Here is a 24,243-nt window from a genome sequence, read left to right on the forward strand (position 1 = left end):
TAAACTTGCTACATAATTCCTTAAATCGGATCCGATTTAAGGAATTATGCGGTAGCGAGTGGGAAAAGCCGGAATAGCGTCAACGCCCGTACTTCCGCATGACCTCGAGAAGCGGCCCGTGCTTGATGGCGTCGATCCTGAACCGGTCATGGGCGGTGCCGCCGGAATCTTCGGCCGCAAGCATGGCATTGACCACCGCCTCTTCGACGCTGTCGACCGCTGCCAGATAGACCGGGTCGAGCATTTCGTCATTGACGACCTCAAGCGCGAGGCGAGGCGGGGCGCGATGTGCCATCGGCTGCGGGTTGGCAGTCGAAAACGCCAGGAAGATGTCGCCGGAATTGTTGCCGCCGGGCGTGCCGTTGCGGCCGATGCCGATCGCCGCCCGGCGGGCGAGGCGCTTGAGTTGATGCGGGGCCATCGGCAGATCGGTGGCGATCACGACGATGATCGAGCCACGCTCCTGCATCTGGCTCTGCGGCGTGCCATCGCGCATGTGTTCGCCGACCGGCACACCGCAAATCGTCAGCCAGTCGCGCTGGCCGTGGTTTGCCTGAACGAGCGTGCCGATCGTATAGTCCCTCCCGCCGAACGCGACGACCCGCGAGGCGGTGCCCGTGCCGCCCTTGAAGCCATAGGCGATCATGCCGGTGCCGCCGCCGCAATTGCCCTCCTGGACAGGCCCGCCGACAGCGGTGTCGAGCGCTGCCCGGACCTCCGCCTCGCCGATCGGCTGGCCGTTGATGTCGTTCAACACACCATCATAGGTTTCGGCGACCACCGGCATGATCCAGAGAAAATCGTCGCTGTCATAGGTGGAGGCGTAGCGCTCCAGCATCCACTTGATCGTGGCGTGGTGGGTCATCCCGACCGCATGGGTATTGGTGATCATCACCGGCCCGAGGAAGGAACCGCCATCCTCGATCCAGTGGGTGCCGGTCATCTCGCCGTTGCCGTTGAAACGGTGCACGCCCGCATAGACCGGAACGGGCACGGGCGAGCCCGCATGCGGCAGGATGGCCGTGACCCCCGTTCTGACCGGGCGTTTGCGGCCCGGGCGCGGCGTGTCCTCCGAGACCGTATGGAAGCCAACGGCTATCCCCGCGACGTCGGTGATGGCGTTGAAGGGGCCGGTGCGGCCCGTAAATGGCAGGCCGAGGTCTCGGGCGCGGGTTTGAGGGGCGGGTATGCGTTTGTTGTCCATGATCATTTCTGCCGGGAGCGGAGGTAGAGGCCAAGGGAGGCGACGACGAAGGAGAAGGTCAGCATCATCACGGCGATCGCATTGATCTCCGGTTTGATGCCGCGCCGAAGCATGGCGAAGATGAACATCGGCAGCGTCGTCACGTCGACGCCGGCGATGAAGTAGGTGATCACCAGATCGTCCATCGAGATGATGAAGGCGAGCAGCGCGCCGCCGACGATGCCGGGCAGAAGCTGCGGCAGCACCACGCGTCGAAACGTCGTCCATTCGTCGGCGCCAAGGTCGGCCGAGGCGTTCTCGAGTGTCCTGTCCATGCCGGCCAGCCGCGCCGAGACGACGATGAAGACGTAGGAAATCAGGAAGGTGCATTGCCCGATGACGATCGTCGTCAGGCCGAGGTTGATCCCCGAATTGACGAAGAAGATCAGCAGCGCGATGCCGAGCACGATGTCGGGCATCAGCATCGGCATGAACATGATCACCCGGTAGAAGCGCTGGCCGAGAAAATTGAAGCGATGGAGGCCGATCGCGATCGCCGTGCCGAAGAGTGTGGCGATCAGTGTCGTGGAGGTGGCGATGACGAGGCTGTTCCACACCGCCTGAATAAGTTGGCCGGTCGATTCGATGTAGAGCGCGTTTTCGGAAATCGTCGTCTTGAAGCCGAGGACCTGAGCGTACCATTCGGTGGTGAAGCCGGTCCAGGTCATCATGTTGACCGGGTTGGCGTTGAACGAATAGACGGCGATCAGCACCAGCGGAATGTAGATGAAGGCGAAGAAGATGGCGGTGTAGGCCAGGAGGCTGCCGCGGAAGAGGGAGCGAGCGATCTTCATGGCGCGACCTCAGCGATCAAGCGTGGCGTCGGCGCCGCGGCGGCCCGATGCGAGCACATAGACGAGCAACAACACCAGCATCACGCTCATGACCATCATCGCCAGCGCCGAGCCGAACGGCCAGTTGCGGGCAGCCAGGAACTGCTGCTCGATGAGATTGCCGAGCATCATCACCTTGGCGCCGCCGAGAATGGCAGGAACGACGAAGTTGCCGAGCGCCGGGATGAAGACGATGATCGCGCCTCCGACGATGCCGGGCGCCGTTAGTGGCAGGATGACGCGCCAGAATGTGCGGATCGGTCCGGCGCCCAGATCAAGCGAGGCGCGCACCAGCGTCCAGTCCAGCTTCTCGACGCTGGCATAGACCGGCATGAACATGAACGGAATGAAGACATAAACCATGCCGAGAATGATGGCGCCATCCGTATAGATCAGGTCGAGCGGCCGGGCAATCATTCCCGTCGACAGCAACATCTCGTTGACGAGCCCGGTCTGGCGCAGGATCAGCACCCAGACGAAGAGGCGAACGATCAAGCTGGTGAAGAAGGGCAGGGTGATGAGGAACAGGCAGAAGTTCTTCCATCGCTCCGACAGGCGGGCGATGCAGAAGGCTGCGGGATAGCAAACCAGCAGCGCAGCAATGACGGTAAGTGCGGCGATTTTTACCGAGCGGATGAAGATGGCGATATAGACGGGATCGAAATCCTCGAACATCGGATCGGCAAAGCCGAGGATGCGGCCGAAGTTGTGGGGGTAGAAGGTCCACTCGACGCCGCCGTAAAGACCCGGCGCCAGAAAGCTGGTGACCATCATGATCGCGAGCGGACCTAGGAAGAAGACGGCAAGGAACAGAGAAACCGGACCCAGCAGGACGGCGAGCTGGACACGGCGGCGAGTGGCGATCGACATGTCACACCTCCGCGCACGGCTGGATCAGGTGAACGGCCGCCGGATCGTAGGCGAGTCTGGCGCGGCGCGTCCGCTCGATGTCGCCGATCAGGCTGCGCCGGCCGGCCGGGATCTCGGCGACGATCTTTCTGCCTGCCTGTGTGCGGCCGAACAATTCGAAGGTCGAGCCGACGAAGACGATCGCCTCGAGGTCGACGTCGAGGGTGGGAAACCGTTCATCTCCATCCGCGAGAAAGAATTGCTCGGGCCGGATCAGTGCTGTCGCTGCACCCGATGCCGCTGATGGGGATCGACGATGGCGGATCTGCGTGCCGTCGCTGGTCATCAACCGCTCGCCATCGATCCGGCCGTCGAAGAGATTGCTCGCACCGATGAAGGTTGCGACGAAGCTGTTGACCGGGCGGTCGTAGATCGCCCGTGGCGTGTCGAGCTGCTGGATGCGCCCGCCGGAGAGAACGGCCACACGGTCCGACATGGTCAGCGCCTCCTGCTGGTCGTGCGTCACGAAGATGAAGGAGATGCCGAGTTCGTGCTGCAGCGTCTTCAGCTCGATCTGCATGGCCTGGCGCAGGTTCTTGTCGAGGGCCGAAAGCGGCTCGTCGAGCAAAAGCAGTTTCGGGCGCGCGATGATGGCACGGGCAAGCGCGACGCGTTGCTGCTGGCCGCCGGAGAGCTGGCGTGGACGCCGACCCTCCATGTCCGCAAGGCCGACCATCTTCAGTGCCGCTGCCACCTGTTCGCGCCGTTTTGCCTTGGCGACGCCGGCGACCTCCAGCGCGTAGGCGGTGTTTTCGCCGACGGTCATGTGCGGAAAGAGCGCGTAGTTCTGGAACACGGTGTTGACGGGTCGGCGGTAGGGTGGCCTGTCGGTCATGTCCTCCCCGTCGATCAGGATGCGGCCGCCGTCGAGCTCGACGAAGCCGCTGATCGCCTGCAACAGCGTGGTCTTGCCGCAACCGGATGGCCCGAGAAGCGTCAGGAACTCGTTGCGCCGCACCTGAAGATCGATGGCATCGAGCGCGGTCACGTTCCCGCCCTCCGGAGCGGCGAAGGCCTTGCTCGCCCCCTCCAGCCGGACAATGGAATCCTGCATCTGTCATTCCCCAAAATGTTATTTAAATAACGCTTGTGCGTTTTGGATATATGGATACCATTTGCTCATCGGTGTCAACGGCCGCAGAAGCCGGAGCCGGGCAAGGACCAGGGAACGGTCCGACCCTGGGTCGCAAGCCCCATGAACCACTAGAGGAGACTATCTATGACAAAAGCAAGCCGCGTCATCCGGGCGACCAGGGCCAAACTCTTCGGCTCCGCACGGGCCGCTGCATTCTCGCTGTCCGCCTTGATCGCCACGACGGGTCTCGGCCATGCGGCCGAGCTCAACATCTACAACTGGGGCGAATACATCAATCCGGCGGTTCTGAAGAAATTCGAGGAAGAGACCCAGATCAAGGTCAATCTTTCAACCTACTCTTCCAACGAGGAGATGCTGGCGAAGATCCAGGGCGGTGCGACCGGCTACGATGTCGTCTTCCCGTCGGTGCACATGCAGGACATCATGTCCAAGCTCGACTTGCTGGAGAAGACCGATATCAATGCCTATGAGGGCTTCAAGAACATCGACCCGGCGTTCCTGAGGGCAAAGAGCGATCCCAAGGGCGAATATTGCCTGCCCTACGCTTTCGGAACCGTTGGCATCGTCTACAACCGCAAGGTCCTGGGCAAGGACGTCGTCGGCTGGAAGGACCTGATCGCGACCGTCAAGGAAAAGGGCCTGAAGTTCACCCTCCTCGACGACATGCGCGAGGTTCTGGCAGTTGGGCTGATCCTCAACGGACACAAGGTCAACTCGACAGATCCCACAGAGCTGCAGCAGGCGGCCGATACGATCATCGCGATGAAACCTGACGTCGCGGCCTTCACCTACGATACCCGGCCCATGGTGCAGTCCGGCGACGTGGCCGCCGGGCATTTCTTCGTCGGCGCGATGGTCGACGTCTTCGCCAACCAGAAGGACCTCGGCTACGTGATCCCCGAGGAGGGGGCGACCATGTATCAGGAGGATATCTGCGTCTTGAAAACGGCGCCGAACAAGGACAACGCCATCAAGTTCCTGCAGTTCTACACCCGCCCTGAAGTGGCGGCGCTCAACGTCTCCCAGCAGACCAACGGCACCGCCAACGTGCCGGCGCGGCAATTGACCCCCGACCAGATCAAGAATAGCAAGGAGATCAACCCGACGCCCGAAACGATGCAACGGCTCCAGATCTTCGAGGACCTGGGCTCCGGCGTGCGCCAGCTCGATCGCGTCTGGACCAAGGTGAAGACGGCGCAGTAAAGGCGGTAAAGATCGGCAATTCCGCCCGCCCACTGCATAATTCCGTAAATCGGATCCGATTTACGGATAGAATTATGCAGCAAGTTGAAAGCATTACAGCGTCCTTTGCGCGTCATGTTTGACGCGCGGCGCTGTAAGCGGGCGGGAGTACCTCCGGGGAGGGGACGTGGCACAACGAATCCTGAAGCTCGTGCAGAGCGAGGAACTCAGGCGGTCGAAATCCGACAAGCTCATCGCCCATTACATCGAGCGCAATCTCGCCGAGATCCCGTTCGAAACGGCGAAATCGATCGCGAGCCGTCTCGAGCTGTCGCCGATGACCATCGGGCGTTACCTCAGGCGCATGGGCTTCGATGGGCTCGACCAGCTGAAGCACGAGCTGCGACGCGGCAATTCCAACCCGGCCTGGCAGGTGAAGGGACCCGTCGACAGGCTGCGCGAGGATATTCGCGAGGGCAAGCTGCTCGCCGGGCTGATCCAGGAACAGATCAATAATCTCGGCATGGTCTACGAGCTGACGACCTCGCCGGAATGGCAGCAGGCGATCGATGCGCTGATCGGCGCCAGCGAGGTCTATGTCGCCGCCTTTCAGAACGTGCGCGGCATCGCCCAGTATTTTGCCAGCCAGCTGTCCTACACCCGGCCGCGGGTCCAGTTCGTCGACGGCGTGAACGGCACCTATTCGGAGCTGCTCGATGGTTCGGTAGAGGGCCGCGTGCTCTTCCTGCACGACGTGCGGCGCTTCGCGGCCAAGGCGAAGCCGCTCGCGATGGAGGCACGCCGGGCCGGCGTCAAGGTCATCCTCTACACCGACGAATATTGCCCCTGGGCAGCGGAAGTGTCCGATATCTGCCTTGTCGTCCCGGGTTCACATGGCCCCTTGTGGGACGGCGCGGCCACGACGATTGCGGTCATGGACCTGATGCTCAGCAACGTCATCGTCGTTCTCGGCGACGAGGTCAGCGAACGTGTCGGCATGCTGACGCGGCTGCAGGACGTGTTCGGCGATTTCGAGGCTTGAGCGGTGCGACGGGTGTCGGCGTTGCTCTCGCCCGGCGCCGGCAACGGAACATCCGGGGTCCCGTTTCCAAAAGCCCATCCCTGCTGGCCGCCGTCGCATGTAGAGACGGCCAGCAGGTGACACACTGTCTAGGCTGATGTTTCCGGGCTAACAGCCTTTGCAAGCGCTCTGGATTTCGAACGCCGTCCCGCGACAAGCGGCAGCGCGGCCATTGCGATCGCGAGAATCCAGAGAATGATCGAGATCTTGCTCTGGAACAGGATGGAAATATCGCCGCCGCTGATGGCGAGCGCGTTGCGCAGGTTTACTTCCATGACATGGCCCAGCACGAAGCCGAGGATGATCGGCGCCATGTCGAAGCCGGCTTTCCGCAACAGCCACCCGGCCATGCCGATCGCCAGCATCAAGAGGATCGAGAAGACCGAGGCGTGGGTGGAATAGACGCCGACGATCGACAGCACCAGAATGCCGGGAACGAGCAGCCAGTTCGGCACCGTCAGCACCCGGGCGAAGATGTTGACGAGCGGCAGGTTCAGGAGCAGCAGCAGGATGTTGCCGATGAACAGCGAGGCGACGAGGCCGCCGACGACCTCCGGTCGCTCGGTGATCAGCATCGGGCCGGGCTGGATGTTGTAGAGCATCAGGGCGCCGAGCATGACGGCGGTGGTGCCGGAACCCGGCACGCCAAGCGTCAGCATTGGCACGAAGGCGCCGCAGGCTGTTGCGTTGTTGGCGGCTTCCGGGGCGGCCAGGCCGCGCACATCGCCCTTGCCGAAGGTGCCCTCGGTATCGGAGATCCGCTTTTCCGTCGTGTAGGATAGGGCGCTCGATACCGAAGCGCCGGTGCCCGGCAGAACGCCGACGACGAAGCCGATGGCCGAGCCGCGCAGCGTCGCGCCGACGGATTTGCGGATGTCGTCGAGCCGGGCGGTCATGCGGCCGAGCTTGCGTATGACGGTGACGCCGCCTGCCTGGTGCTCCAGCATCAGCAGCGCCTCGGACACCGAGAACAAGCCGATCACCAGCACCACGAAGTCGATGCCGTCTCCAAGCTCGGGCTCGTTGAAGGTAAAGCGGTAGGCGCCGGAGGTGGCGTCGAGGCCGACGGTCGCCAGCATCAGACCGAGCGTGCAGCCGATCAACGTCTTCACCGGCTGGCTGCCGACCATAGAGCCGAGCGTGGCGAAGGCAAACACCATCAGCACGAAATACTCCGCCGGCCCGAAGCCGATCGCCAGCCCCGACAGCACCGGTGCGAACAGCGCCAGGCCGAGTGCGCCCAGCATGCCGCCGACGAAGGACGAAAGCCCGGACAGCATCAGCGCTTCGCCGGCGCGGCCCTGTTTTGCCATGGGATAGCCGTCGAGCGCCGTCATGACGGCGCCGGCATCACCGGGCACGTTGAGAAGAATGGATGAAATGCGCCCGCCATACTCCGCGCCGCAATAGACGGCGGCGAGCAGGATCATCGTGCTTTCCGCCGGCAGGCCCATCGTATAGGCGATCGGCATCAAAAGCGCGATGCCGTTGATCGGGCCGATGGCCGGCAGGGCACCGACGAGGGTGCCGATGAAGCAACCGGCGAGACCGATCAGCAGGTTCTGCATGGTGAGGGCGACGGAAAAGCCCTGCCAGAGATAATCGAAATTCATGGGAATGTCTCCTTCGCCCGGGGCTCAGCCGAACAGATGACCGACGGGCAGATAGACGTCGAGAAGATAGGAAAAGACGAACCACCACAGCAGGGCCTGGCCGAAAGCGCCCGCAATCGCCAGGCGGAAAGGCGCGCCGAAGATCCAACCGACGCCCGCGGCCAGAACGAAGATGGAGATGGCAAAACCGGCGGGCTCGAGCAGCAGGACCGATGCGACCAGCAGGGTCGGCACCGCCAGGACACGGGCAAGAAGCCGGCCTCGCGGGAACCGTTCGGAAACGCCGGGGCGGATGAGGTAGACGAGGCACAACACCGCCAGAAGGACCGCCAGCAGTACCGGCATGACCCGCGGACCGAGCGGGTCCGAGGCGAAGGCGTACTCGATCTGGCTGCCGCCGATACCATAGGCAAGGGCGAGCAACAGCAGGCAGATGCCGCCGATGCGGCCCACCCATGCGGATGAAGACATGCCGTCAGACATGGTGACACTCCAATATTTCTCTGTGGCTTGGATAGGCGCGCGTTCTCGTCGTGCGATCGCAACGCGACCGAACCTGCTGTGCCGATACCGCGCGGGAATATGGGGCGGCGAAGGCACCGCCCCAGGTCCTTCGGTTACATACCGGCTTCCTTCGCGAGGATCTTGAAGCGGGCGACATCGGCCTTGACCTGACCGTCGAAGTCATCGCCGATCAGCGTGTACTCATAGAGCCCGCGCGCGTCGCGCTCTTTGGTGAACTCTGGCGTGGCGGCGAGCTTGGCGAAGGCATCGACCCACCACTTGTAGTCTTCGTCGGAGACATCCTTGCCGACATAGTAGCCGCGCCAGACGGGCCACTCGATGTCGATGCCCTGCTCCTTGGCGGTTGGCACCTCGGCGAGATCGCCGGGGAGCCGCGATGGCGACATGACCGCGAGGACGCGGACCTTGCCGGCAACGTGGTGCTTCGCCATTTCCGCAGCATCGCCAGCGCCGACCTTGACGTGGCCGCCTTCGAGCGCGGTCAGCACCGCGCCGCCGCCTTCGAGCGCCACGTAACGCATCTGCTTCGGCTCCTGGCTGGCGGCCTTGGCGAGCAGCGAACCCTTCATCCAGTCCTGCGAGCCGACGGCACCGCCGCCGGCGACCGCGAAGTCGGCGGGATTTGCCTTGTAGGCCGCGATCAGCTCGCCAAGGTTCTTGTAGGGCGAGTCGGCCGCGACGACGAGGACGCCGTAGTCGGCGCCGAGCGCGCCGAGCCAGCGCACGGCGCTTTCGTCGTATTGTCCGAATTTGCCTTGCGCGAGCAGCAACGCCGAGCCCGACGATGCGGCCGTGATCAGGTTGCCGTCCTTGCCGCGTTTGCCGATGACATGATTATAGGCAACCGCACCGACGCCGCCCTCCATATAGGTAACAGTCATCGGCTTGCCGATGACCTTGGCTTCCAGCAGGGCATTGGCCGCCAGCCGGCAGGTGAGATCGAAGCCGCCACCCGGCTTGGCGCCGGCAAGGCATTCCGGCTTTGCCGGCTCGGCTCCTGCCGGAAACGCGATCGCGGCGAAGCAGCCGGCCGCGGCAATTGTCTTCAACATGCTTTTGGTCATGGTCTCTCTCCCATCCTCCATGAAATCCGCCTGCCTCCCGCAGAAGGGACCGGAAGCGCACCACACGGCGTTGGCGGACAGCACTGCGCGCCCACCGTCACAACCCTCGAAAATGGCAATCCTCCAGGCCCGTTCCGCTCCTCAGTCCAGCGGGCAGGCTCTCTTTCTTCCTCCTCGAACCTGTCACCATGCTGTCACGGTTTCGGCCAGATCCGCCGGGTTGATCGCCGGATTTTTCCATGTCACTGCTTCGTCATGCGCATCCTTCTGGTGGAAGACACAAGGGATGTCGGGGAGGCGATCAGCCGGCGTCTGGAGAAGGTCGGGCACACGGTCGATTGGCAAACGGACGGGCAGGCCGCCGCCGACATACTCGATTTTACCGACTATGATCTCGTGATCCTCGACGTGATGTTGCCGGGGCTCGACGGGTTCGAGATCCTGCGGCACCTGCGTACCGGCCGCAAGACGACGCCGGTCCTGGTGCTGACGGCGCGCTCCGAAATCGAAGATCGCGTCGGAGCGCTCGATCTCGGCGCCGACGATTACCTCGTCAAGCCGTTCGACTTTCGCGAGCTGGAAGCGCGGGTGCGGGTGTTATTGCGTCGACGGGCCGGCGATCCGACCAATCTCATCGAATGCGGCGACCTCGTGCTCGACCGCAACAGCCGCTCGGTGCGTGTCGGCAACCGCGAGGTACAGTTGAAGCGGCGGGAGATTACCCTGCTCGAGGTGCTGGCAACGCGGCCCGGGCGCGTGTTCGGCAAGGATGAGTTGCTTGATCATCTCTTTGGTTTCGAGGACGGCGCCAACCAGAACGCCATCGAGCTCTATATCGGCCGCCTTCGCAAGAAGATCGAAGGCTCAAGAGTTCGGATCGTGACAATCCGGGGGCTCGGCTATCAACTGGTGGCTGACGATGCGGCGTGAGACATCGTTGTTTTCGCGGCTGGTCGTTCGGGTCGCCCTGGTCCTCTGTGGCGGTGCGACGCTGCTTGCCGTCGCAGCGTGGTACTACGCGCGTGCGGCGGCGGACGATGCCTATGATCGGCTGCTGCTCGGCGCCGCCATCCAGATCACGGCAAACATGACGGTCGACAACGGCACCCTGGCCGTTGCCCTTCCCACCTCCGCCTTCGAACTGCTCGGGCTTGCTGAGCGCGACCGCATCTTCTACCGGGTGATCGGACCGGACATGCGGACCTTGACCGGCTACGAAGATCTGCAGACGGATCTGGACCTGATGTCCGCCCGGGCAGCACCCGTCTTCCTCTCGGCGCGCTATCGCGACGTTCCGGTGCGTATCGTCGTGGCGGCGCGGGCGCTTTCCGATCCGTCTTTCTCCGGCTGGTCCTATGTGGTTCTGGCGCAGACGACCGAGGCGCGTCGGGCATTGGCCGGCGAATTGACGTCGCGCGCGATGATCCTGGTCGGCATCATGAGCCTGCTGGCACTCGCCGGCACGGTGCTTGCTATCAGGTATTCGCTCCTGCCCGTCAGCGCGCTCGGTGCTGCCTTGCGCGCCCGCGATCCGCAGGCCCTGACCCCGGTGAACGTCGACGTGCCACGCGAGCTGCGCCCCTTCACGGCCTCGATCAACCATTTCATGGGGCGTCTGGACGAGCGCGTGACGCTGTTGCAGCGCTTCATCGCCGATGCCGCGCATCAGATCCGGACGCCGCTGACCGCATTGTCGGCGCAGGTCGACATGCTCGATGAAGACGAGATGGACGAGATCGGCAGGAGGCATCTCGGCCGGGTGCGAAAGCGGGTCGGGCAACTGGCGCGGCTGACCAATCAATTGTTGAGCCATGCCATGGTCATCCACCGCTCTGACTCGGTGCGGTTCAAGCCGGTGGATCTGACCGATGTCGCACGCAAGGCCTTCCGCGCGGCCATCCCCATTACGGTCGATCCTGATATCGTCATCTCGTTCGAGGCTGCGCCGCAGCCGATCGTCGTGCTCGGCGATGCCGTCAGCCTGCGCGAGGCGATCGCCAACATCATCGACAATTCGCTGCGGCACGGAACCGTCTCGCACCTTGCCGTGCGCGTGCTTGGCAGCAATGGCCGCGCGCGCGTCGAGGTCGAGGACGACGGCCCCGGCATCCCACCGAGCGAATGGAGCAACGTCACCGCACGTTTCGTGACCTCGAAGACAGGGGAGGGCAGCATGGGCCTCGGTTTTGCCATCGCCGCCGAAGTTGCGTCGGCGCATCAAGGCGCGATCGGATTTCAGGAAAAGGGGGAGCGCGGCTTCACGGTCGTTCTCGATCTGCCTGAATATGTCGAGGGCGCGCGATGACCTACAGGAAACTCGCTGCACTAACCGGCGCGATCGTTCTTTCCGGCGTGACGTCGGGGATGGCCGTTGAGGGTGTCAGGGCCTTCTTTCCGGCGGTGGACCAGGAGCGCGGCCGCCTCGTCATTCATGGCGCGACCGACATCGAGGCGATGGAGCCGCTCGTCAGGGATTTCCAGGTGCTGGCAACGGACGTTGCCGTCGATTACACCGACTATGTGACCAACGACCTTTATCGGGATGCGGATGCCGCCTGCCGCAATGGGCAGGCCTTTGGCGACATCCTGCTGTCGTCCTCGGTCGACCAGCTCGTCAAGCTTGCTAACGACGGCTGCGCGGTGGCCCATAGTTCGGCCGAAACGCTTGAAGTGCCCGACTGGGCGAACTGGCGGGAAGAGGTCTACGGCTTCACCTTCGAGCCGTCGGTCATGGTCTATCACAAGGATTTCGTACCGCCGGAAGATGTGCCCCATAGCCACGGCGAGCTGACGGACCTGCTGCGCTTCAAGCCGGATTACTATCGTGGCCGCATCGGCACCTACGATCTGCGCCAGTCCGGCATCGGCTATCTCCTCGCCTTCCTCGATGCGCAGCAGGCCTCTACGACCTATGGCCGGCTGCTCGAAAGCCTCAGCCGCGTCCAGGCGGTGCTGCGCTGCTGCAACAATGCCGTGCTGTCCGAAATTGACAGCGGCAACGTCTATATCGGCTACAATATTCTCGGATCCTATGCCTATGCGGCGGCGCGGCGGAACACGAAGCTGCGCATTGTCCTGCCACGGGACTATACGCTGATCCTCAGCCGCGGCGTCCTGATCCCGAAGGGCGTCAAGCGACCGGACCTGGCGGGTCGCTTTCTCGACTACCTGCTTTCGGAGCGGGGGCAGGAGGTCGCAAGGCGGAAAGCCTTCTTCTTTTCGCGGACGGGACCGCTTCCGGCCAATGTCGACGGACCACCGAAGCTGATCGAATCCGGCATCGGCCGGCCGATCCGCATCGGTCCGGCGCTGCTTGCTGCCCAGGATCAGTTGCAGCGGTCCACCTTCATCGACGACTGGACGCGTCTTCTCCGTGGGAGCGCGCCGGGCGACGCACCGTAGGGCCACGCCTATCCGTCAAGAACCTCACCCGGAGCATCTTCACTGAAGGTGTGACAGCGCCAGTGCCTTTGCGGCCCTTTGCAAAGATTTTTCGCGGTTGCATCAGGCACTGTCGCAAGCGGCAGTCCGGTGCCATTTTAGGCGCATTTTTTGGCGGACAATCGCGCAAAACCTCCGAAATTCGACTGCTTTTCGGGTGTGAGATCGGGCCTTGCAGACCCTTGCAAAGAATCTTGCGAAGCTTGCCTTGACTGCAAGTTGATTTGCTTGAACGATGTGTCATGCAAAGAAACTTGTAGAGCGCCATGACACTCATCGATCGCATAAAGGCACAATCGAAAAGGCTGACCGAGGCGGATCAGAAGCTGATCGCGACGATGCTCGAGAACCGGGCGGAGGCCGCCTTTCTGTCCGGCCCGCAGCTGTCGCAGCGCGCCAGCGTTCACGAGGCGACGGTCACCCGTCTGGCGCAGAAGCTGGGATACCGGGGCTTTCCCGATCTGCGCGCGCAGTTGCAGCGCGAAGTGCTTGATGATCAGGATGCCGCCACCCGCATGCGCCGCTCGGTCGCCAAGGTCGAGCACGGCGACTATCTGACCGACCTGATCGCCGCGGAGATCTCGGCCCTGGAGACACTCGCCCGCTCGGTGCCGCAAAGTGACGTGGACCTGGCTGCCGACATGATCTTCGACGCGCGCCGGGTGTTCGTGTTCGGCCAGGGGCATGCGCAGTCCGTCGCAGGGTTCCTGCAGCGGCGGCTCGATCGGTTCGGCATGACGACGATCTCACTCACCGGGCGCGGCCGGGACATAGCCGAGCGCATGGTCAGCATGGACAAGAGCGACATCGTCATCGCGCTCGCCTTTCGCAAACAGCCGCAAAGCTACGCGCCGCTGGTGCAGCATGCCCGACGCGTCGGCGCGCGGACGATTTTGATTTCGGACCTAGCCGGCCCGCTGATGGAGCCGGTTGCTGACCTGATGCTCGCCGCGCCGCGGGGGCGCTCGGGAAGCGAGTTTCAGACCCCGACCATCCCGTTTGCCATCGTCAACGGCATCGTTCTGACGATCGCCGGGCGGCATGAACGCGAGGTGATCGGCAGGCTGGAGAAACTATCGGAGCTATTCAACGACTTCGATTGACTGGGGAAAATGGAGGAGGAAACCATGTTGAAGCGACTGATGAAGTCCGCACTCGCGGCCTGCGTCGTGCTGCCCACAGCAGCAATAGCGGCAGATCTGGATAGCATGACGCCCGAACAGCTGCTGCCGCTCGCGCAGAAGGAAGGCAGCGTCACCGTCTTTTCATTGTCGAGCCGCATCGCCAAGATCGAGAAAGCCTTCGAGGAGGCCTATCCGGGCGTCGATCTGATCGGGCTCGACATGAGCTCGACAAAGCAGATCGCGCGCCTGGAGGCCGAGCAGCAGGCGGGCGTGCACGCCGTCGACGTGCTCTACATCGCCGATACGCCTGTGGTCTTCAGCAAGCTTCTCGAAGCCAAGCGCATCGTCAACTATGTCCCGCCGCGCGTCTCGGCGCAGATCGACGATCGCTACAAGGGGCCGCTGCTCACCCAGCGCCTGTCGACCAAGGTGCTGATGTACAACGAGAAGGCGTTCCCCGGCGGTTCTCCCGTCACCAACCTGTGGCAGCTGACCCAGCCTGAGTGGCAGGGCAAGGTGCTGATGGTCGATCCGAGCCAGCGCGGCGAATTGCTCGACCTCCTGACCGAGATCGCGCTGCATCCGGATGAGATGGCCGCGGCCTACACGGCACAGTTCGGCAAGAACATCGTCGTCGATGCCGATCTTCAGGGTGCCGGCGAACAATTCATCAAGGACCTCTTTGCCAACGATCTGATCCTCGTCCCCAACAGCGACGTGCTCAACAAGTCGGTCGGTGATGCCAATGCTAAGAACCCGCCTGTCGGCTTCGGCACCTATTCGGACCGTCGCGATAACGAGAAGGAGGGCTGGGCGTTGCAGGTCGCCAACAATGTCGAGCCGGCCAACGGCATTCTGTTTCCCGCGGTCCTGACCATTGCCGACAAGGCGCCGCATCCGGCCGCCGCCCGGTTGCTGATCGACTTCATGTTCGGCGACGACACGCCAACGGGAGGCGCCGGCTTCGAACCCTTCAACGTTCCCGGCGACTATGCCACGCGAACGACCATCGCCCACCATCCGGACTCGGTCAAACTTGATGAGCTGAAGGCCTGGACCATCGATCCGGCCAAGACCGCCGCTGCCCGCGGGCGCGTCTCCGATCTCATCATCACGCTTCAGTAACGGGCTGCTTGCCGGCGCAGCTGAGGCCGCGCCGGCAAGCACCGAGGTTCGCAAATGACATCCATATCGACCTTCGCGCCATCGGGTGGCAGCCGGCTGCTCCGATCAGGTTTCATCATGCCGGCAATCCTTGTTGCCATCGTCGCCGTTCTGGTGGTCGCGCCACTTGTTCGCATCCTTCTCTCGACGCTCACCCCATCGGGCGTCGAGGCGTGGCAGGCGGTGCTTGTCAGCCCGCTGTCCTTCAATCTGTGGTGGCGGCCGCTGTTCAACACCATGGTTCTCGGCTTCGGCGTTGCCAGCGGCTGTCTCATCCTCGGCGGTTTTCTGGCCTGGCTGGTGGTGCTCACAGACGTGCCGGGACGTCGCCTGCTCGGGCTGATGGCGACATTGCCCTATATGATCCCGAGCTTCGCCGCCGCCCTTGCCTGGGGGACATTGTTTCGAAACTCCCGGCTCGGCGGCTCTGCCGGTTTCTTCGAAACCAATGGTCTCATCATTCCCGACTGGCTCGCCTGGGGGCTGGCGCCGACCGCGGTCGTGCTGATCGCCCACTACTATTCGTTGGCCTATACGATCATCGCCGCTGCCCTGAGTTCGGTTGGGGCCGACCTCGTCGAAGCGGGCCAGATGGCCGGCGCCAGGCGCCCCCGCATCTTCTTCGGCATCATCCTGCCCGTCGTCACGCCGGCGCTGATCGCCGCAGCCTCGCTCACCTTCGCCGGTGCCGTTGCCAACTTCGCAGCACCTGCGCTTCTCGGGCTTCCCGTGCGCATGCAGACGCTGTCGACCCGCCTCTTCGGCATGATCGAGACCGGCCAGAACGAGCGCGGCTTCGTGCTTGCCCTGTTGCTGATCGCCGTCTCGGCTTTGTTCCTGTGGATGTCCGACCGTATCGTCTCGGGTCGCAAGGCCTTCATCACGGTCACGGGCAAGGGCGGCCGAACGAAACGTTTTCCCCTTGGCGTGTGGCGCTGGCCGCTCTTCGCGATTGCCGTTGCCATCGGCCTTCTAACCACGGTGACACCCGTTCTGGTCCTTGCTGCTTCCAGCCTTGCGCCTCAAAGCGGTGCCCTGTTCTCGAACTGGACGCTGCATTTCTGGATCGGTGAGGGCGGCGGCGAGATCGCCCAGGGGCAGGCGGGCATCTTCCGCAATCCGGTGCTTCTCGACGCCATCTGGAACACGATCCGTCTCGGGCTTGTCGTCGCGCTGACGACGATGCTGCTCGGGCTGGCACTCGCCTACACGATCGTCCAGCGGCGCGGCAGCCTGGTTGCCACGATCCTCAGCCAGCTTGCCTTCATTCCGCTTCTGGTGCCGAGCATTGCCTTTGCGGCGGCCTACATCGCCCTCTTCGGTGCGCCGATCGGCCCGCTGCCTTCGCTCTACGGTACCTTCGCGCTGTTGGTCATCGCGGCGTCCGCGCACAATCTCCCCTTTGCCGTGCAGTCCGGCCGATCGGTTCTCGGCCAGATCTCCGCGGACATAGAGGAAAGCGCGCGGCTGACCGGGGCGGGCCTGCTTCGCCGGTTGTTTGCGATCATCTTCCCGCTTGCGATCCGTGGACTGTTCGCCGGAGCAATCCTCGTCTTCGTCAAGATGGTGCGCGATCTCTCGCTGGTCGTGCTCCTGTTCACGGCGACGTCGCCCGTGCTCAGCATGGTTGCCTATCGCTACGCCGCCGAGGGCTTCATGCAGTTCGCCAACGCCATCACCCTCGTCATCCTCACCGTCTGCCTTGCGGCCTCGTTTCTGGCCCACGGCCTCCAGAACCGTGTCCAGAAATGGAAAGAGTCATGAACGCACTTGCAACCGGTGCTGCGGACGCCATCAAGATCCGCAACCTCGTCAAGCGATTTGGCGCCTTCACGGCGGTCAAGGATGTCAACATTTCGGTTCCGGCCGGTTCGTTCCTGGTGCTCGTCGGCCCCTCCGGCTGCGGCAAGTCGACCTTGCTGCGCATGCTGGCGGGGCTGGAGGGTCCGAGCGAAGGCGAGATCGCCTTTGTCGGCCAGACGGTGTCGAGTGGTGCCGGCGGCGTCATCGCCGATGCCGGCCGCCGCAACGCCGGTCTGGTCTTCCAGAGCTACGCGCTTTGGCCGCACATGACGGTCGCCGGCAACATTGCCTGGCCGCTCAAGGTTGCGCGATGGCCGCGTGAAAGGCGTGATCGTCGCGTCAAGGAGGTCCTTGCCCTGCTCGGGATCGGCGCCCTTGCCGAGCGTTATCCGGCGGAAATCTCCGGGGGGCAGCAACAGCGCGTGGCCATCGCCCGCACGATCGCTCCGGAGCCGAGCATTCTCCTGTTCGACGAACCCCTGTCGAACCTCGATGCCAAGCTGCGCATCGAGATGCGCAGCGAACTGATGCGCATCCACAGGGCCACGGGCGCCACATCTGTCTATGTCACCCACGACCAGGTGGAGGCGATGACCATGGCGACGCATGTCGCGGTGCTCAACAATGGTCGTGTCGAGCAGTTCGGCAAGCCGATCGATCTGCTGCGCAACCCGGCAACGACCTTTGTCGCCACTTTTCTCGGCACACCGCCGGCGAACCTTTTGCCGACGCACCGGGTTGCCGACATGTTCGTCTTCAACGATACGCCACTGGTCAAGGGCGAGATCGCGCCCGGCCATGCGGAGGTGCAGCTTCTCTATCGCGCCGAGGATGTCTGTGTCGGCGCGGTGCCGGGCAAGCCGTCGGTAATCGCGCGTTTTGCCGAAGCCGCACCGATCGCCGGACGCACGATGGTCACTGCCATGCTCGGCGACCTCCGCGTCACCGGCATGGCGGAGGGTTACTTCAGCGCAATGCCTGGGGATGCCGTCACACTGTCATTCATACGGACACCTGACGCGGTCTTTGCCGTCAGCGGAGAAAGGATAAATCAATGAGGCTGATCCTCATGCGCCATGGCGAAACCGAGTGGAACGCCGAGCAACGCCTCCAGGGTCAGGACAACTCGCTGCTGTCCGAACGCGGCGTGGCCCAGGTCCGGCGTTTTCGCCCCTATGCCAAGGCGCTGCAGCCCGCCCGCATCATCGCCTCCGACCTCGGCCGGACGCGCCAGACCGTCGCCCTCATCGGGCATCCGGACGCGCCGTCCGATGAGCGCTTTCGCGAGCTCGACATGGGCGAGTGGACGGGGCGGCGCAAGCCGGAACTGATCGCCGAGCGCCCGGAGGACTACACCGCCTGGCGCGCCGGTACCTTTACGCCTGCCAATGCCGAAACCTGGACCGCCTTTCGCAACCGCGTCGCCGACGGGGTTCGCGACTGGATGTCGCGGACGGACGGCGACCTGCTGGTGGTGGCCCATGGTGGGGTGATCCGCGCGGCCTGCCACGAGTTTCTCGACCTGCCGCCGTCGCGTGTCGTCCCGGTTACGCCCGGAACGGCAACCATCCTGAACTTTCCCGTGCCGGACCGATCTGCAGCGCAGCTCGAAGGCTACAATATCGGATCTGTCGCTCCCGACATTTCCGTCGCCGATTGATCGCTCCGAGTGGAAGGGCCGCGCTGGACATGAATTCCGGAACGTTTGTCATTGTTGAACTGCTCGGCGGCGTGGCGCTCCTGCTCTGGGGCGTGCGGATGGTTCGAACCGGCGTCATGCGCGGATGGGGCGATCGGCTGCAGCGGTTCGTCGAGCAGCGCCTGTCCAACCGGCTGACCGCATTCGGTGGCGGCATCGCCGCCACCGCCGTTCTCGGCAGCGCCACGGCCATGGCCCTGATCATCGCGGGTCTTGCCGGCGCCGGCGCGATCGGGGCGGCGACGGGCCTTGCGGTTCTGCTCGGCGCCGATATCGGCTCGGCGCTTGTCTCCGGCCTCTTTGCATCGGGCTCGTCGCTGGCAACGACAATGGCGCCGCTCTTTCTGTTTGCGGGCTATCTCACCTTCGGTGCGTCGAGCGAGTTTCGCCCGCGAAACGCCGGCCGCATCATGATGGGACTCGGCCTCATGCTGCTGGCGTTGAAGGTCATCGTTTCGGCCACCGCTCCCCTGCGCGAGGCAACGCTGTTTCACGATGTTCTCGCCGCGATCGCCAATGAGCCGGTTCTCGGTTTTCTCGTCGGGGCGACCCTCGCCTGGTTCTGCCATTCGACGCTCGCGGTCATCCTGTTGATCGCTTCGCTTTTGACCAATGGCAGTCTTGAGGTGGCCGGTGCCGTGCCCCTGATCCTCGGCGTCAATTTCGGCGGCGGCCTGCCTGCCGTCAGCACGACCCTCGATCAACCGTCCATCGCCCGCAAGCTTCCGGTCGCCAACCTGTTCTGCCGCGGCCTGTTAGCGATTGCACTGTTGCCATTGGCGCGACAGATCGTCGATCTCGCCGCGCGCCTGCCGATGGATCCCTTGCATGTCGCGGTCGGGCTGCACGCCGCATTCAACCTGGCGGTCGCAGCCGTGTTCCTGCCGATCTCCCCAGTCGTCGTGCGCCTCGTCGACCGGCTGATCCCGAATGCCCAAGTCGCCGATGATCCCTTGGCGTCGCCGCGCTATCTCGACAGCGTTTCGTTGGCGACGCCCGCCATCGCGCTTTCCAATGCGACGATGGAGACAGTCCGGATGAGTGAGCTCCTGGAGCGCATGTTCCTGACGTCGCTGACGGCACTGTCTTCCAACCGACTGGAGGCATTGAAGGAGGTCAACGCCATTGATCTCAAGCTCGGTACCTACCTGGGCTCGGTCCATGCCTATCTCGGCCGGCTGACCCAGGGTGAGCTGTCGGGCGGCGATACCCGCCGCGCCTTCGAGATCATGCTTTTCGCCAGCAATCTCGAGCATGCCGGCGATGTGATCAAGCTCAATCTGGCCGACCGCATCCGGGCAAAGATCAAGCAGGACATCCAGCTCGCACCGAGCCAGCGCGAGGCCCTTGATGTCCTTTGCGGGGAGGTTGCAATCTCGTTGCTGCTGGTGCCGGCGGCCCTATCGTCACGCGACATCGGTGCGGCGGCGCGTCTGGCATCCCAGAAGGATCGCTTCCGCGTCCTCGAGGAGCGCGCGATCAACGAGCATCTCGGCCGCGAGGGCATGGAAAAGGGCATCAATCTGCGAAGCAATGCCCTGTTCATCGATGTCATCGGCGACCTGCACCGGATCAATTCGCACATAGCGGCCGCCGCTTACCCGCTGATCCAGGCGGCCGGCCTGTTGAACACGACCCGCCTTCGCACGTCTGCCTTGAGCGAGCGGCTGGCGTGAGTGCAAGATTAAACGTGGTGCTGTTCGGCCCGGTGCTGGAGAATTCGCAAGCCTGTCAGTGCAGCGCCGAGGGCATCACGAACACGGACATGCCGTCCTCTTCGACCGCGCTGAGAAATTCGGCGAGAGCGGCGGCATCCGTCGGGAACAGGTCCTCTCAGCGCGTCGACATGCCCTGGGTATCGATGACTTCGAGCGCCCATTCGCTACCGTCCTCGATCCGGGAGATTTCGACGGTGACAGTGATGCCGTCGCGGGAGAATTCCTGCGAGAGCGGGGACAGGACGATTTTCGCTTCTTCGTTCATGGGGCACCTTTTGCCGTGATGCGGAGACGGTTGGACCGATATGTCGAACCGCCTGCCTCTAGCTACGTCATTGCCGCCATGGCAATCAAGGTCGCCGTCAGGCTATCCAAGAGGCTATCTGCCCTGTGCCGCCTTGGCGTTTCCGGCAGGCGGCCCGCTTGCGCTCGAAACAATTTCACTGACCACGTCACGAAGCCCGCTGCCGGATCGTCAAAGCGGTATGGAGCCCGAACACGCCACCACGTCGACCCGCGGCGTCAAACGCGGCGCTTTCGATGGTTTCTTCGCATCACAAAAGGAAAACCTAACAATGTCGTCCATTCCTTCGAAATCGTCTATTCGCCTCTTCAATCCTGCCGGGCTCTATGATGCATCGGCCAATGGCTACTCCCATGTTGGCCTGGTTTCGGCCGGCACGCGGCTGGTCTTCATCGCCGGCCAGGGAGGAGAGAACGAGCACGGGATCCTCGATCCGAATTTCCGGCTACAAGTCAGACAGGCGCTTGGCAATCTGCGTACTGCCCTTGCCGCGGCCGGCGCTGATGCGAGCGACATCGTCAAGCTGACGGTGTTGATCGTCGATCACTCCGAAGAACGGTTGCATGTCTTCGGCGCAGAGTTGGAAGCGGCGCTGGGTCAAGGTGCGAAGCCCACATGCACGCTGATCCCGGTGCCGCGGCTGGCGCTCGATGGCATGCTGTTTGAGATCGAGGCTGTTGCGGCGCTCGGCTAATTGAGACCCTACCGGGCGCCAAGGATGGCGCCCGTCCGACGCTTCGAGAACGAGAGTCTGTCGTGCCTGCTTGCGCTGTCGGCGGAGGCGGGAGGGGGTGCGCGGCGGCGTCCTTGTCGTCGAGCAGGCCGGCTTCCGTAGCAGCGAGCCGCTGCAGGTAGAGCAGACCGTCGCGCCGCACTGCAGTTGCGCCCGCACCCGGGCAATCGCGCGCGCCCAGCGCCCTGTGGGAACGTCGGGCTGCCCGGTTCCAGATCGCAGATGAGGATCACGTCCGCATCGGCTCCCACGTCGATCATCGCCTGCGGCGTGATCGCCCGATGACAGTTTTCCCAGGTTAAATCCGGCCCTCTCGCCATAGGTCTGTTGACAGAGCGGGAAAGTGATGGCGCGATGGGCGCTCGGTCTTCCCTTTCGCCAAAAGTTCCGGGAGAAGGACTGATGGCATTGCAATACGACATGTTTGTTTCGTCCGATCCGGACGAGAAGGGTACACGCTCCAAGCGCGCGTCCCAACGCGCGGCTGTTGGCATGAGCGCCGGGGCCATGGTCGATCATCTGGAGGCGACGGGTCGCTACCGCGTTCTGCAGAAGCTCGAGGCGCGTCCCGTCGTGGCCGAGCCGCGAGCGGAGTTTCCGCTCGTCGGCGTCATCCTCGACACCGAGACCACCGGCCTCAACCATCGCAAGGACGAGATCGTTGAGATCGGCGTCATTGCGTTCACCTTCGACGCTCATGGGGCCATCGGCGACGTGATCGACGTCTATGGTGGTCTGCGGCAGCCGAGCGGACCCATTCCTGCCGAAATCACGCGCATTACTGGAATCACCGACGAAATGGTCGCCGGCGAGGCGATCGACCTTGTCCGGCTTCAGGCCATTGTCGAACGCGCCGATCTGATCATCGCCCACAATGCCGGGTTCGACCGGCCGTTTTGCGAGGCCTTCTCGCCGATCTTCGAGAAGAAGGCCTGGGCCTGCTCGGTCTCGGAGATCGGCTGGAGCGACCGCGGTTTCGAGGGCACGAAGCTCGGCTATCTCATCGGTCAGGCGGGATATTTCCATGACGGCCATCGCGCCGTCGACGACTGCTTTGCCCTGCTTGAGGTGATCGCCGGCCCCGCCGATCAGCCGCAGCAGACACCGTTTGCCGAACTCTATGCGGCAAGCCAGCGATCGCGCGTCCGCCTCTATGCGGAAAACAGCCCCTTCGAAATGAAGGATCATCTGAAGGGCCGCGGTTACCGCTGGTCCGACGGCAGCGACGGGCGCCCCAAATCCTGGTGGATCGAGATCGCTGAAGAGGGGCTGAACGAGGAGCTTCGCTACCTCAGAACCGAAATCTACCGCTGGAGCGAGGCCGATCCGCCAATGGTGCGGCTGACGGCTTTCGAGCGCTTCAAGGCCCGATGAGCCCGTCCGACCGGCGCTGAGCGCATGGCTGGTCTGCGAACTTCAATCTACGAAATCGGGCGGTTTCTTGTATGGTCAACTCATCGAAGCGATGCATCTCCTCCCGCAGGACTTCGAGTGTGCAGGCGCTTTCTCCTCCTCCCAATGAGCGCTTGCCGGAATGGCGACACTCCTCCTCCCGGTTGCCATTCAATCCATTTAAAAAGCCTGCCGCATCTCCTCCCGCGGCAGGCTTTTTCGTTTCGGGACAGACCAATCTTTAGAAAGAAAGTTCTAGTTGTGAGCGGGCTTCCTCATCATTGCCGTTGAGCGATGACAGGGTGACGCCAAGCAGGCGCACGCCGCGCTTGAATGGGTGGACCGATCTGAGTAGCACAACTGCCACCTCCAATATTTCAGGCACACCGCCGACCGGTGCGCCGAGCGTTCTGCTTCGCGTCGCCTGGGTGAAGTCCGAGTATTTCACTTTGACGGTCACTGTCTTGCCGCTCATCCCGTGCGCCTCGCAGTAGCGCCAGACCTTGTCGACCAATGGCAGTAATTCGGCGCTAGCCGGTTCGAACTCGAAAATATCCTCGACAAAGGTGTCCTCCGCACCAACCGATTTGCGCACCCGGTCGGGCTGCACCCGGCGTTCGTCGATGCCGCGGGCGATGCCGTAGAAGTACGGGCCGGATTTGCCGAAATGTTCCTGCAGGAACGCCAGGGACTGCTGCCGCAGGTCAAGGCCGGTTTCGATGCCCAGGCGCTTCATCCGCTCGGCCGTCGCCGGTCCGACGCCATGAAATTTCTTCACCGGAAGCACTTCCACGAAGGCCGGCCCGTTCTTGGGCGTGATGACGAACAGGCCGTCCGGTTTTCGCTGGTCGCTCGCCATCTTGGCGAGGAACTTGTTGTAGCTGATCCCGGCCGAGGCAGTCAGGTTCGTCGCCGCCTTGATCTTTGCCCTGATCTCCTCGGCGATCTCGGTCGCGATTTCCATGCCCTTCAGATTGTCGGTCACGTCGAGATAGGCCTCGTCGAGTGACAGCGGTTCGATGACAGGCGTATATTCGGCAAAGATCTCGCGGATCTGGTGCGACACCGCCCGGTAGACGTCGAAGCGCGGCTTGACGAAGATGAGGTCGGGGCATTTTCGCTTTGCCGTGACGGACGGCATGGCGGAATGGACCCCGTATTTGCGCGCCTCGTAGCTTGCCGCGGCGACGACGCCACGCGCTGCCGCACCGCCCACGGCCACCGGTTTGCCGCGCAGTTCCGGATTGTCGCGCTGCTCGACCGATGCATAGAAGGCATCCATGTCGATGTGGATGATCTTGCGCTGTCGCTCTGTTCCT

General features: G+C 63.3%; 22 protein-coding genes. 13 read left to right on the forward strand and 9 right to left on the reverse strand.

Translation table 11 applies throughout. The annotated features are described in order from the left end of the window. Nucleotides 1-79: 79 nt before the first annotated feature. Genes BC363_RS03725 through BC363_RS03740 form a run of 4 tightly spaced genes read right to left on the reverse strand, consistent with a single transcriptional unit; the run spans nt 80 to nt 4,039 of the window. Nucleotides 80-1,204, reverse strand: a complete 1,125-nt coding sequence (locus BC363_RS03725) for a P1 family peptidase (protein WP_065786122.1) — start codon at nt 1,202-1,204, stop codon at nt 80-82. Between the two features lie 2 nt (nt 1,205-1,206). Next, a complete protein-coding gene (locus BC363_RS03730) occupies nt 1,207-2,037 on the reverse strand; it encodes an ABC transporter permease (RefSeq protein ID WP_065786121.1) in 831 nt (276 codons plus the stop codon). 9 nt (nt 2,038-2,046) lie between these two features. Further along, nucleotides 2,047-2,946: an ABC transporter permease gene (locus BC363_RS03735; RefSeq protein ID WP_065786120.1), complete on the reverse strand. Its 900-nt coding sequence runs from the start codon at nt 2,944-2,946 to the stop codon at nt 2,047-2,049. A gap of 1 nt (nt 2,947) precedes the next feature. Beyond that, nucleotides 2,948-4,039, reverse strand: coding sequence for an ABC transporter ATP-binding protein (locus tag BC363_RS03740; RefSeq protein ID WP_065786119.1), 1,092 nt, complete (start codon nt 4,037-4,039; stop codon nt 2,948-2,950). Nucleotides 4,040-4,204: 165 nt separating this feature from the next. Here BC363_RS03740 and BC363_RS03745 point away from each other — a divergent pair, with 165 nt between their 5' ends. Together BC363_RS03745 and BC363_RS03750 are read left to right on the forward strand one after the other, a co-directional pair. Then, nucleotides 4,205-5,284 (forward strand): spermidine/putrescine ABC transporter substrate-binding protein, encoded by a 1,080-nt coding sequence (locus BC363_RS03745; RefSeq protein ID WP_083223691.1) that lies wholly within the window; start codon nt 4,205-4,207, stop codon nt 5,282-5,284. Between the two features lie 166 nt (nt 5,285-5,450). Next, nucleotides 5,451-6,305: a MurR/RpiR family transcriptional regulator gene (locus BC363_RS03750; protein ID WP_065786118.1), complete on the forward strand. Its 855-nt coding sequence runs from the start codon at nt 5,451-5,453 to the stop codon at nt 6,303-6,305. A 128-nt stretch (nt 6,306-6,433) separates the two neighbouring features. Here the strand turns inward: BC363_RS03750 and BC363_RS03755 are convergent, their stop codons facing one another. The 3 genes from BC363_RS03755 to BC363_RS03765 form a co-directional block, all read right to left on the reverse strand. Continuing rightward, nucleotides 6,434-7,957 (reverse strand): tripartite tricarboxylate transporter permease, encoded by a 1,524-nt coding sequence (locus BC363_RS03755; protein ID WP_065786117.1) that lies wholly within the window; start codon nt 7,955-7,957, stop codon nt 6,434-6,436. A 24-nt stretch (nt 7,958-7,981) separates the two neighbouring features. Then, nucleotides 7,982-8,440 (reverse strand): tripartite tricarboxylate transporter TctB family protein, encoded by a 459-nt coding sequence (locus tag BC363_RS03760; protein ID WP_065786116.1) that lies wholly within the window; start codon nt 8,438-8,440, stop codon nt 7,982-7,984. A gap of 134 nt (nt 8,441-8,574) precedes the next feature. Beyond that, nucleotides 8,575-9,546: a tripartite tricarboxylate transporter substrate-binding protein gene (locus tag BC363_RS03765; RefSeq protein ID WP_065786115.1), complete on the reverse strand. Its 972-nt coding sequence runs from the start codon at nt 9,544-9,546 to the stop codon at nt 8,575-8,577. Nucleotides 9,547-9,801: 255 nt separating this feature from the next. Here BC363_RS03765 and BC363_RS03770 point away from each other — a divergent pair, with 255 nt between their 5' ends. The 9 genes from BC363_RS03770 (at nt 9,802) to BC363_RS03810 (ending at nt 20,453) form a co-directional block, all read left to right on the forward strand. Next, complete coding sequence (locus BC363_RS03770; protein ID WP_065786114.1) at nt 9,802-10,476, forward strand: response regulator transcription factor; 675 nt, start codon at nt 9,802-9,804, stop codon at nt 10,474-10,476. Continuing rightward, entirely contained in the window at nt 10,466-11,851 is a 1,386-nt protein-coding gene (locus BC363_RS03775; protein WP_065786113.1) for a sensor histidine kinase, read from the forward strand. Before BC363_RS03770 ends, BC363_RS03775 begins: the two co-directional genes overlap by 11 nt. Next, nucleotides 11,848-12,948, forward strand: coding sequence for an ABC transporter substrate-binding protein (locus BC363_RS03780; RefSeq protein ID WP_065786112.1), 1,101 nt, complete (start codon nt 11,848-11,850; stop codon nt 12,946-12,948). The genes BC363_RS03775 and BC363_RS03780 overlap by 4 nt, the downstream gene beginning before the upstream one ends. Nucleotides 12,949-13,253: 305 nt before the next feature. Further along, entirely contained in the window at nt 13,254-14,090 is an 837-nt protein-coding gene (locus BC363_RS03785) for a MurR/RpiR family transcriptional regulator (RefSeq protein ID WP_083223690.1), read from the forward strand. Between the two features lie 24 nt (nt 14,091-14,114). Beyond that, nucleotides 14,115-15,236: an extracellular solute-binding protein gene (locus BC363_RS03790; RefSeq protein WP_083223689.1), complete on the forward strand. Its 1,122-nt coding sequence runs from the start codon at nt 14,115-14,117 to the stop codon at nt 15,234-15,236. A gap of 117 nt (nt 15,237-15,353) precedes the next feature. Further along, nucleotides 15,354-17,039 carry an iron ABC transporter permease gene (locus BC363_RS03795; protein ID WP_141690215.1) on the forward strand — a complete coding sequence of 562 codons (1,686 nt, stop codon included), beginning with the start codon at nt 15,354-15,356 and terminating at the stop codon, nt 17,037-17,039. Continuing rightward, the gene (locus tag BC363_RS03800) at nt 17,036-18,136 is read left to right on the forward strand and encodes an ABC transporter ATP-binding protein (RefSeq protein ID WP_065786110.1); all 1,101 of its coding nucleotides are present in this window, start codon (nt 17,036-17,038) and stop codon (nt 18,134-18,136) included. The genes BC363_RS03795 and BC363_RS03800 overlap by 4 nt, the downstream gene beginning before the upstream one ends. Continuing rightward, a complete protein-coding gene (locus tag BC363_RS03805) occupies nt 18,133-18,738 on the forward strand; it encodes a histidine phosphatase family protein (protein WP_065786109.1) in 606 nt (201 codons plus the stop codon). The genes BC363_RS03800 and BC363_RS03805 overlap by 4 nt, the downstream gene beginning before the upstream one ends. 29 nt (nt 18,739-18,767) lie before the next feature. After that, nucleotides 18,768-20,453, forward strand: a complete 1,686-nt coding sequence (locus tag BC363_RS03810; protein ID WP_065786108.1) for a Na/Pi cotransporter family protein — start codon at nt 18,768-18,770, stop codon at nt 20,451-20,453. Nucleotides 20,454-20,610: 157 nt separating this feature from the next. Here BC363_RS03810 and BC363_RS35030 read toward each other — a convergent pair whose 3' ends face one another. Beyond that, nucleotides 20,611-20,760, reverse strand: coding sequence for a hypothetical protein (locus BC363_RS35030; protein ID WP_161952430.1), 150 nt, complete (start codon nt 20,758-20,760; stop codon nt 20,611-20,613). Between the two features lie 310 nt (nt 20,761-21,070). Here BC363_RS35030 and BC363_RS03820 point away from each other — a divergent pair, with 310 nt between their 5' ends. Both BC363_RS03820 and BC363_RS03825 read left to right on the forward strand, forming a co-directional pair. Continuing rightward, nucleotides 21,071-21,493: a RidA family protein gene (locus tag BC363_RS03820; RefSeq protein WP_065786225.1), complete on the forward strand. Its 423-nt coding sequence runs from the start codon at nt 21,071-21,073 to the stop codon at nt 21,491-21,493. Between the two features lie 441 nt (nt 21,494-21,934). Beyond that, nucleotides 21,935-22,906, forward strand: coding sequence for a 3'-5' exonuclease (locus BC363_RS03825; protein WP_065786107.1), 972 nt, complete (start codon nt 21,935-21,937; stop codon nt 22,904-22,906). 259 nt (nt 22,907-23,165) lie between these two features. Here BC363_RS03825 and dinB read toward each other — a convergent pair whose 3' ends face one another. Further along, the gene (dinB, locus tag BC363_RS03830) at nt 23,166-24,206 is read right to left on the reverse strand and encodes a DNA polymerase IV (RefSeq protein WP_244519796.1); all 1,041 of its coding nucleotides are present in this window, start codon (nt 24,204-24,206) and stop codon (nt 23,166-23,168) included. Between the last annotated feature and the right edge of the window lie 37 nt (nt 24,207-24,243).

It is taken from the genome of Ensifer sp. LC384 (genome assembly GCF_001695865.1).
Lineage (GTDB): Bacteria > Pseudomonadota > Alphaproteobacteria > Rhizobiales > Rhizobiaceae > Ensifer.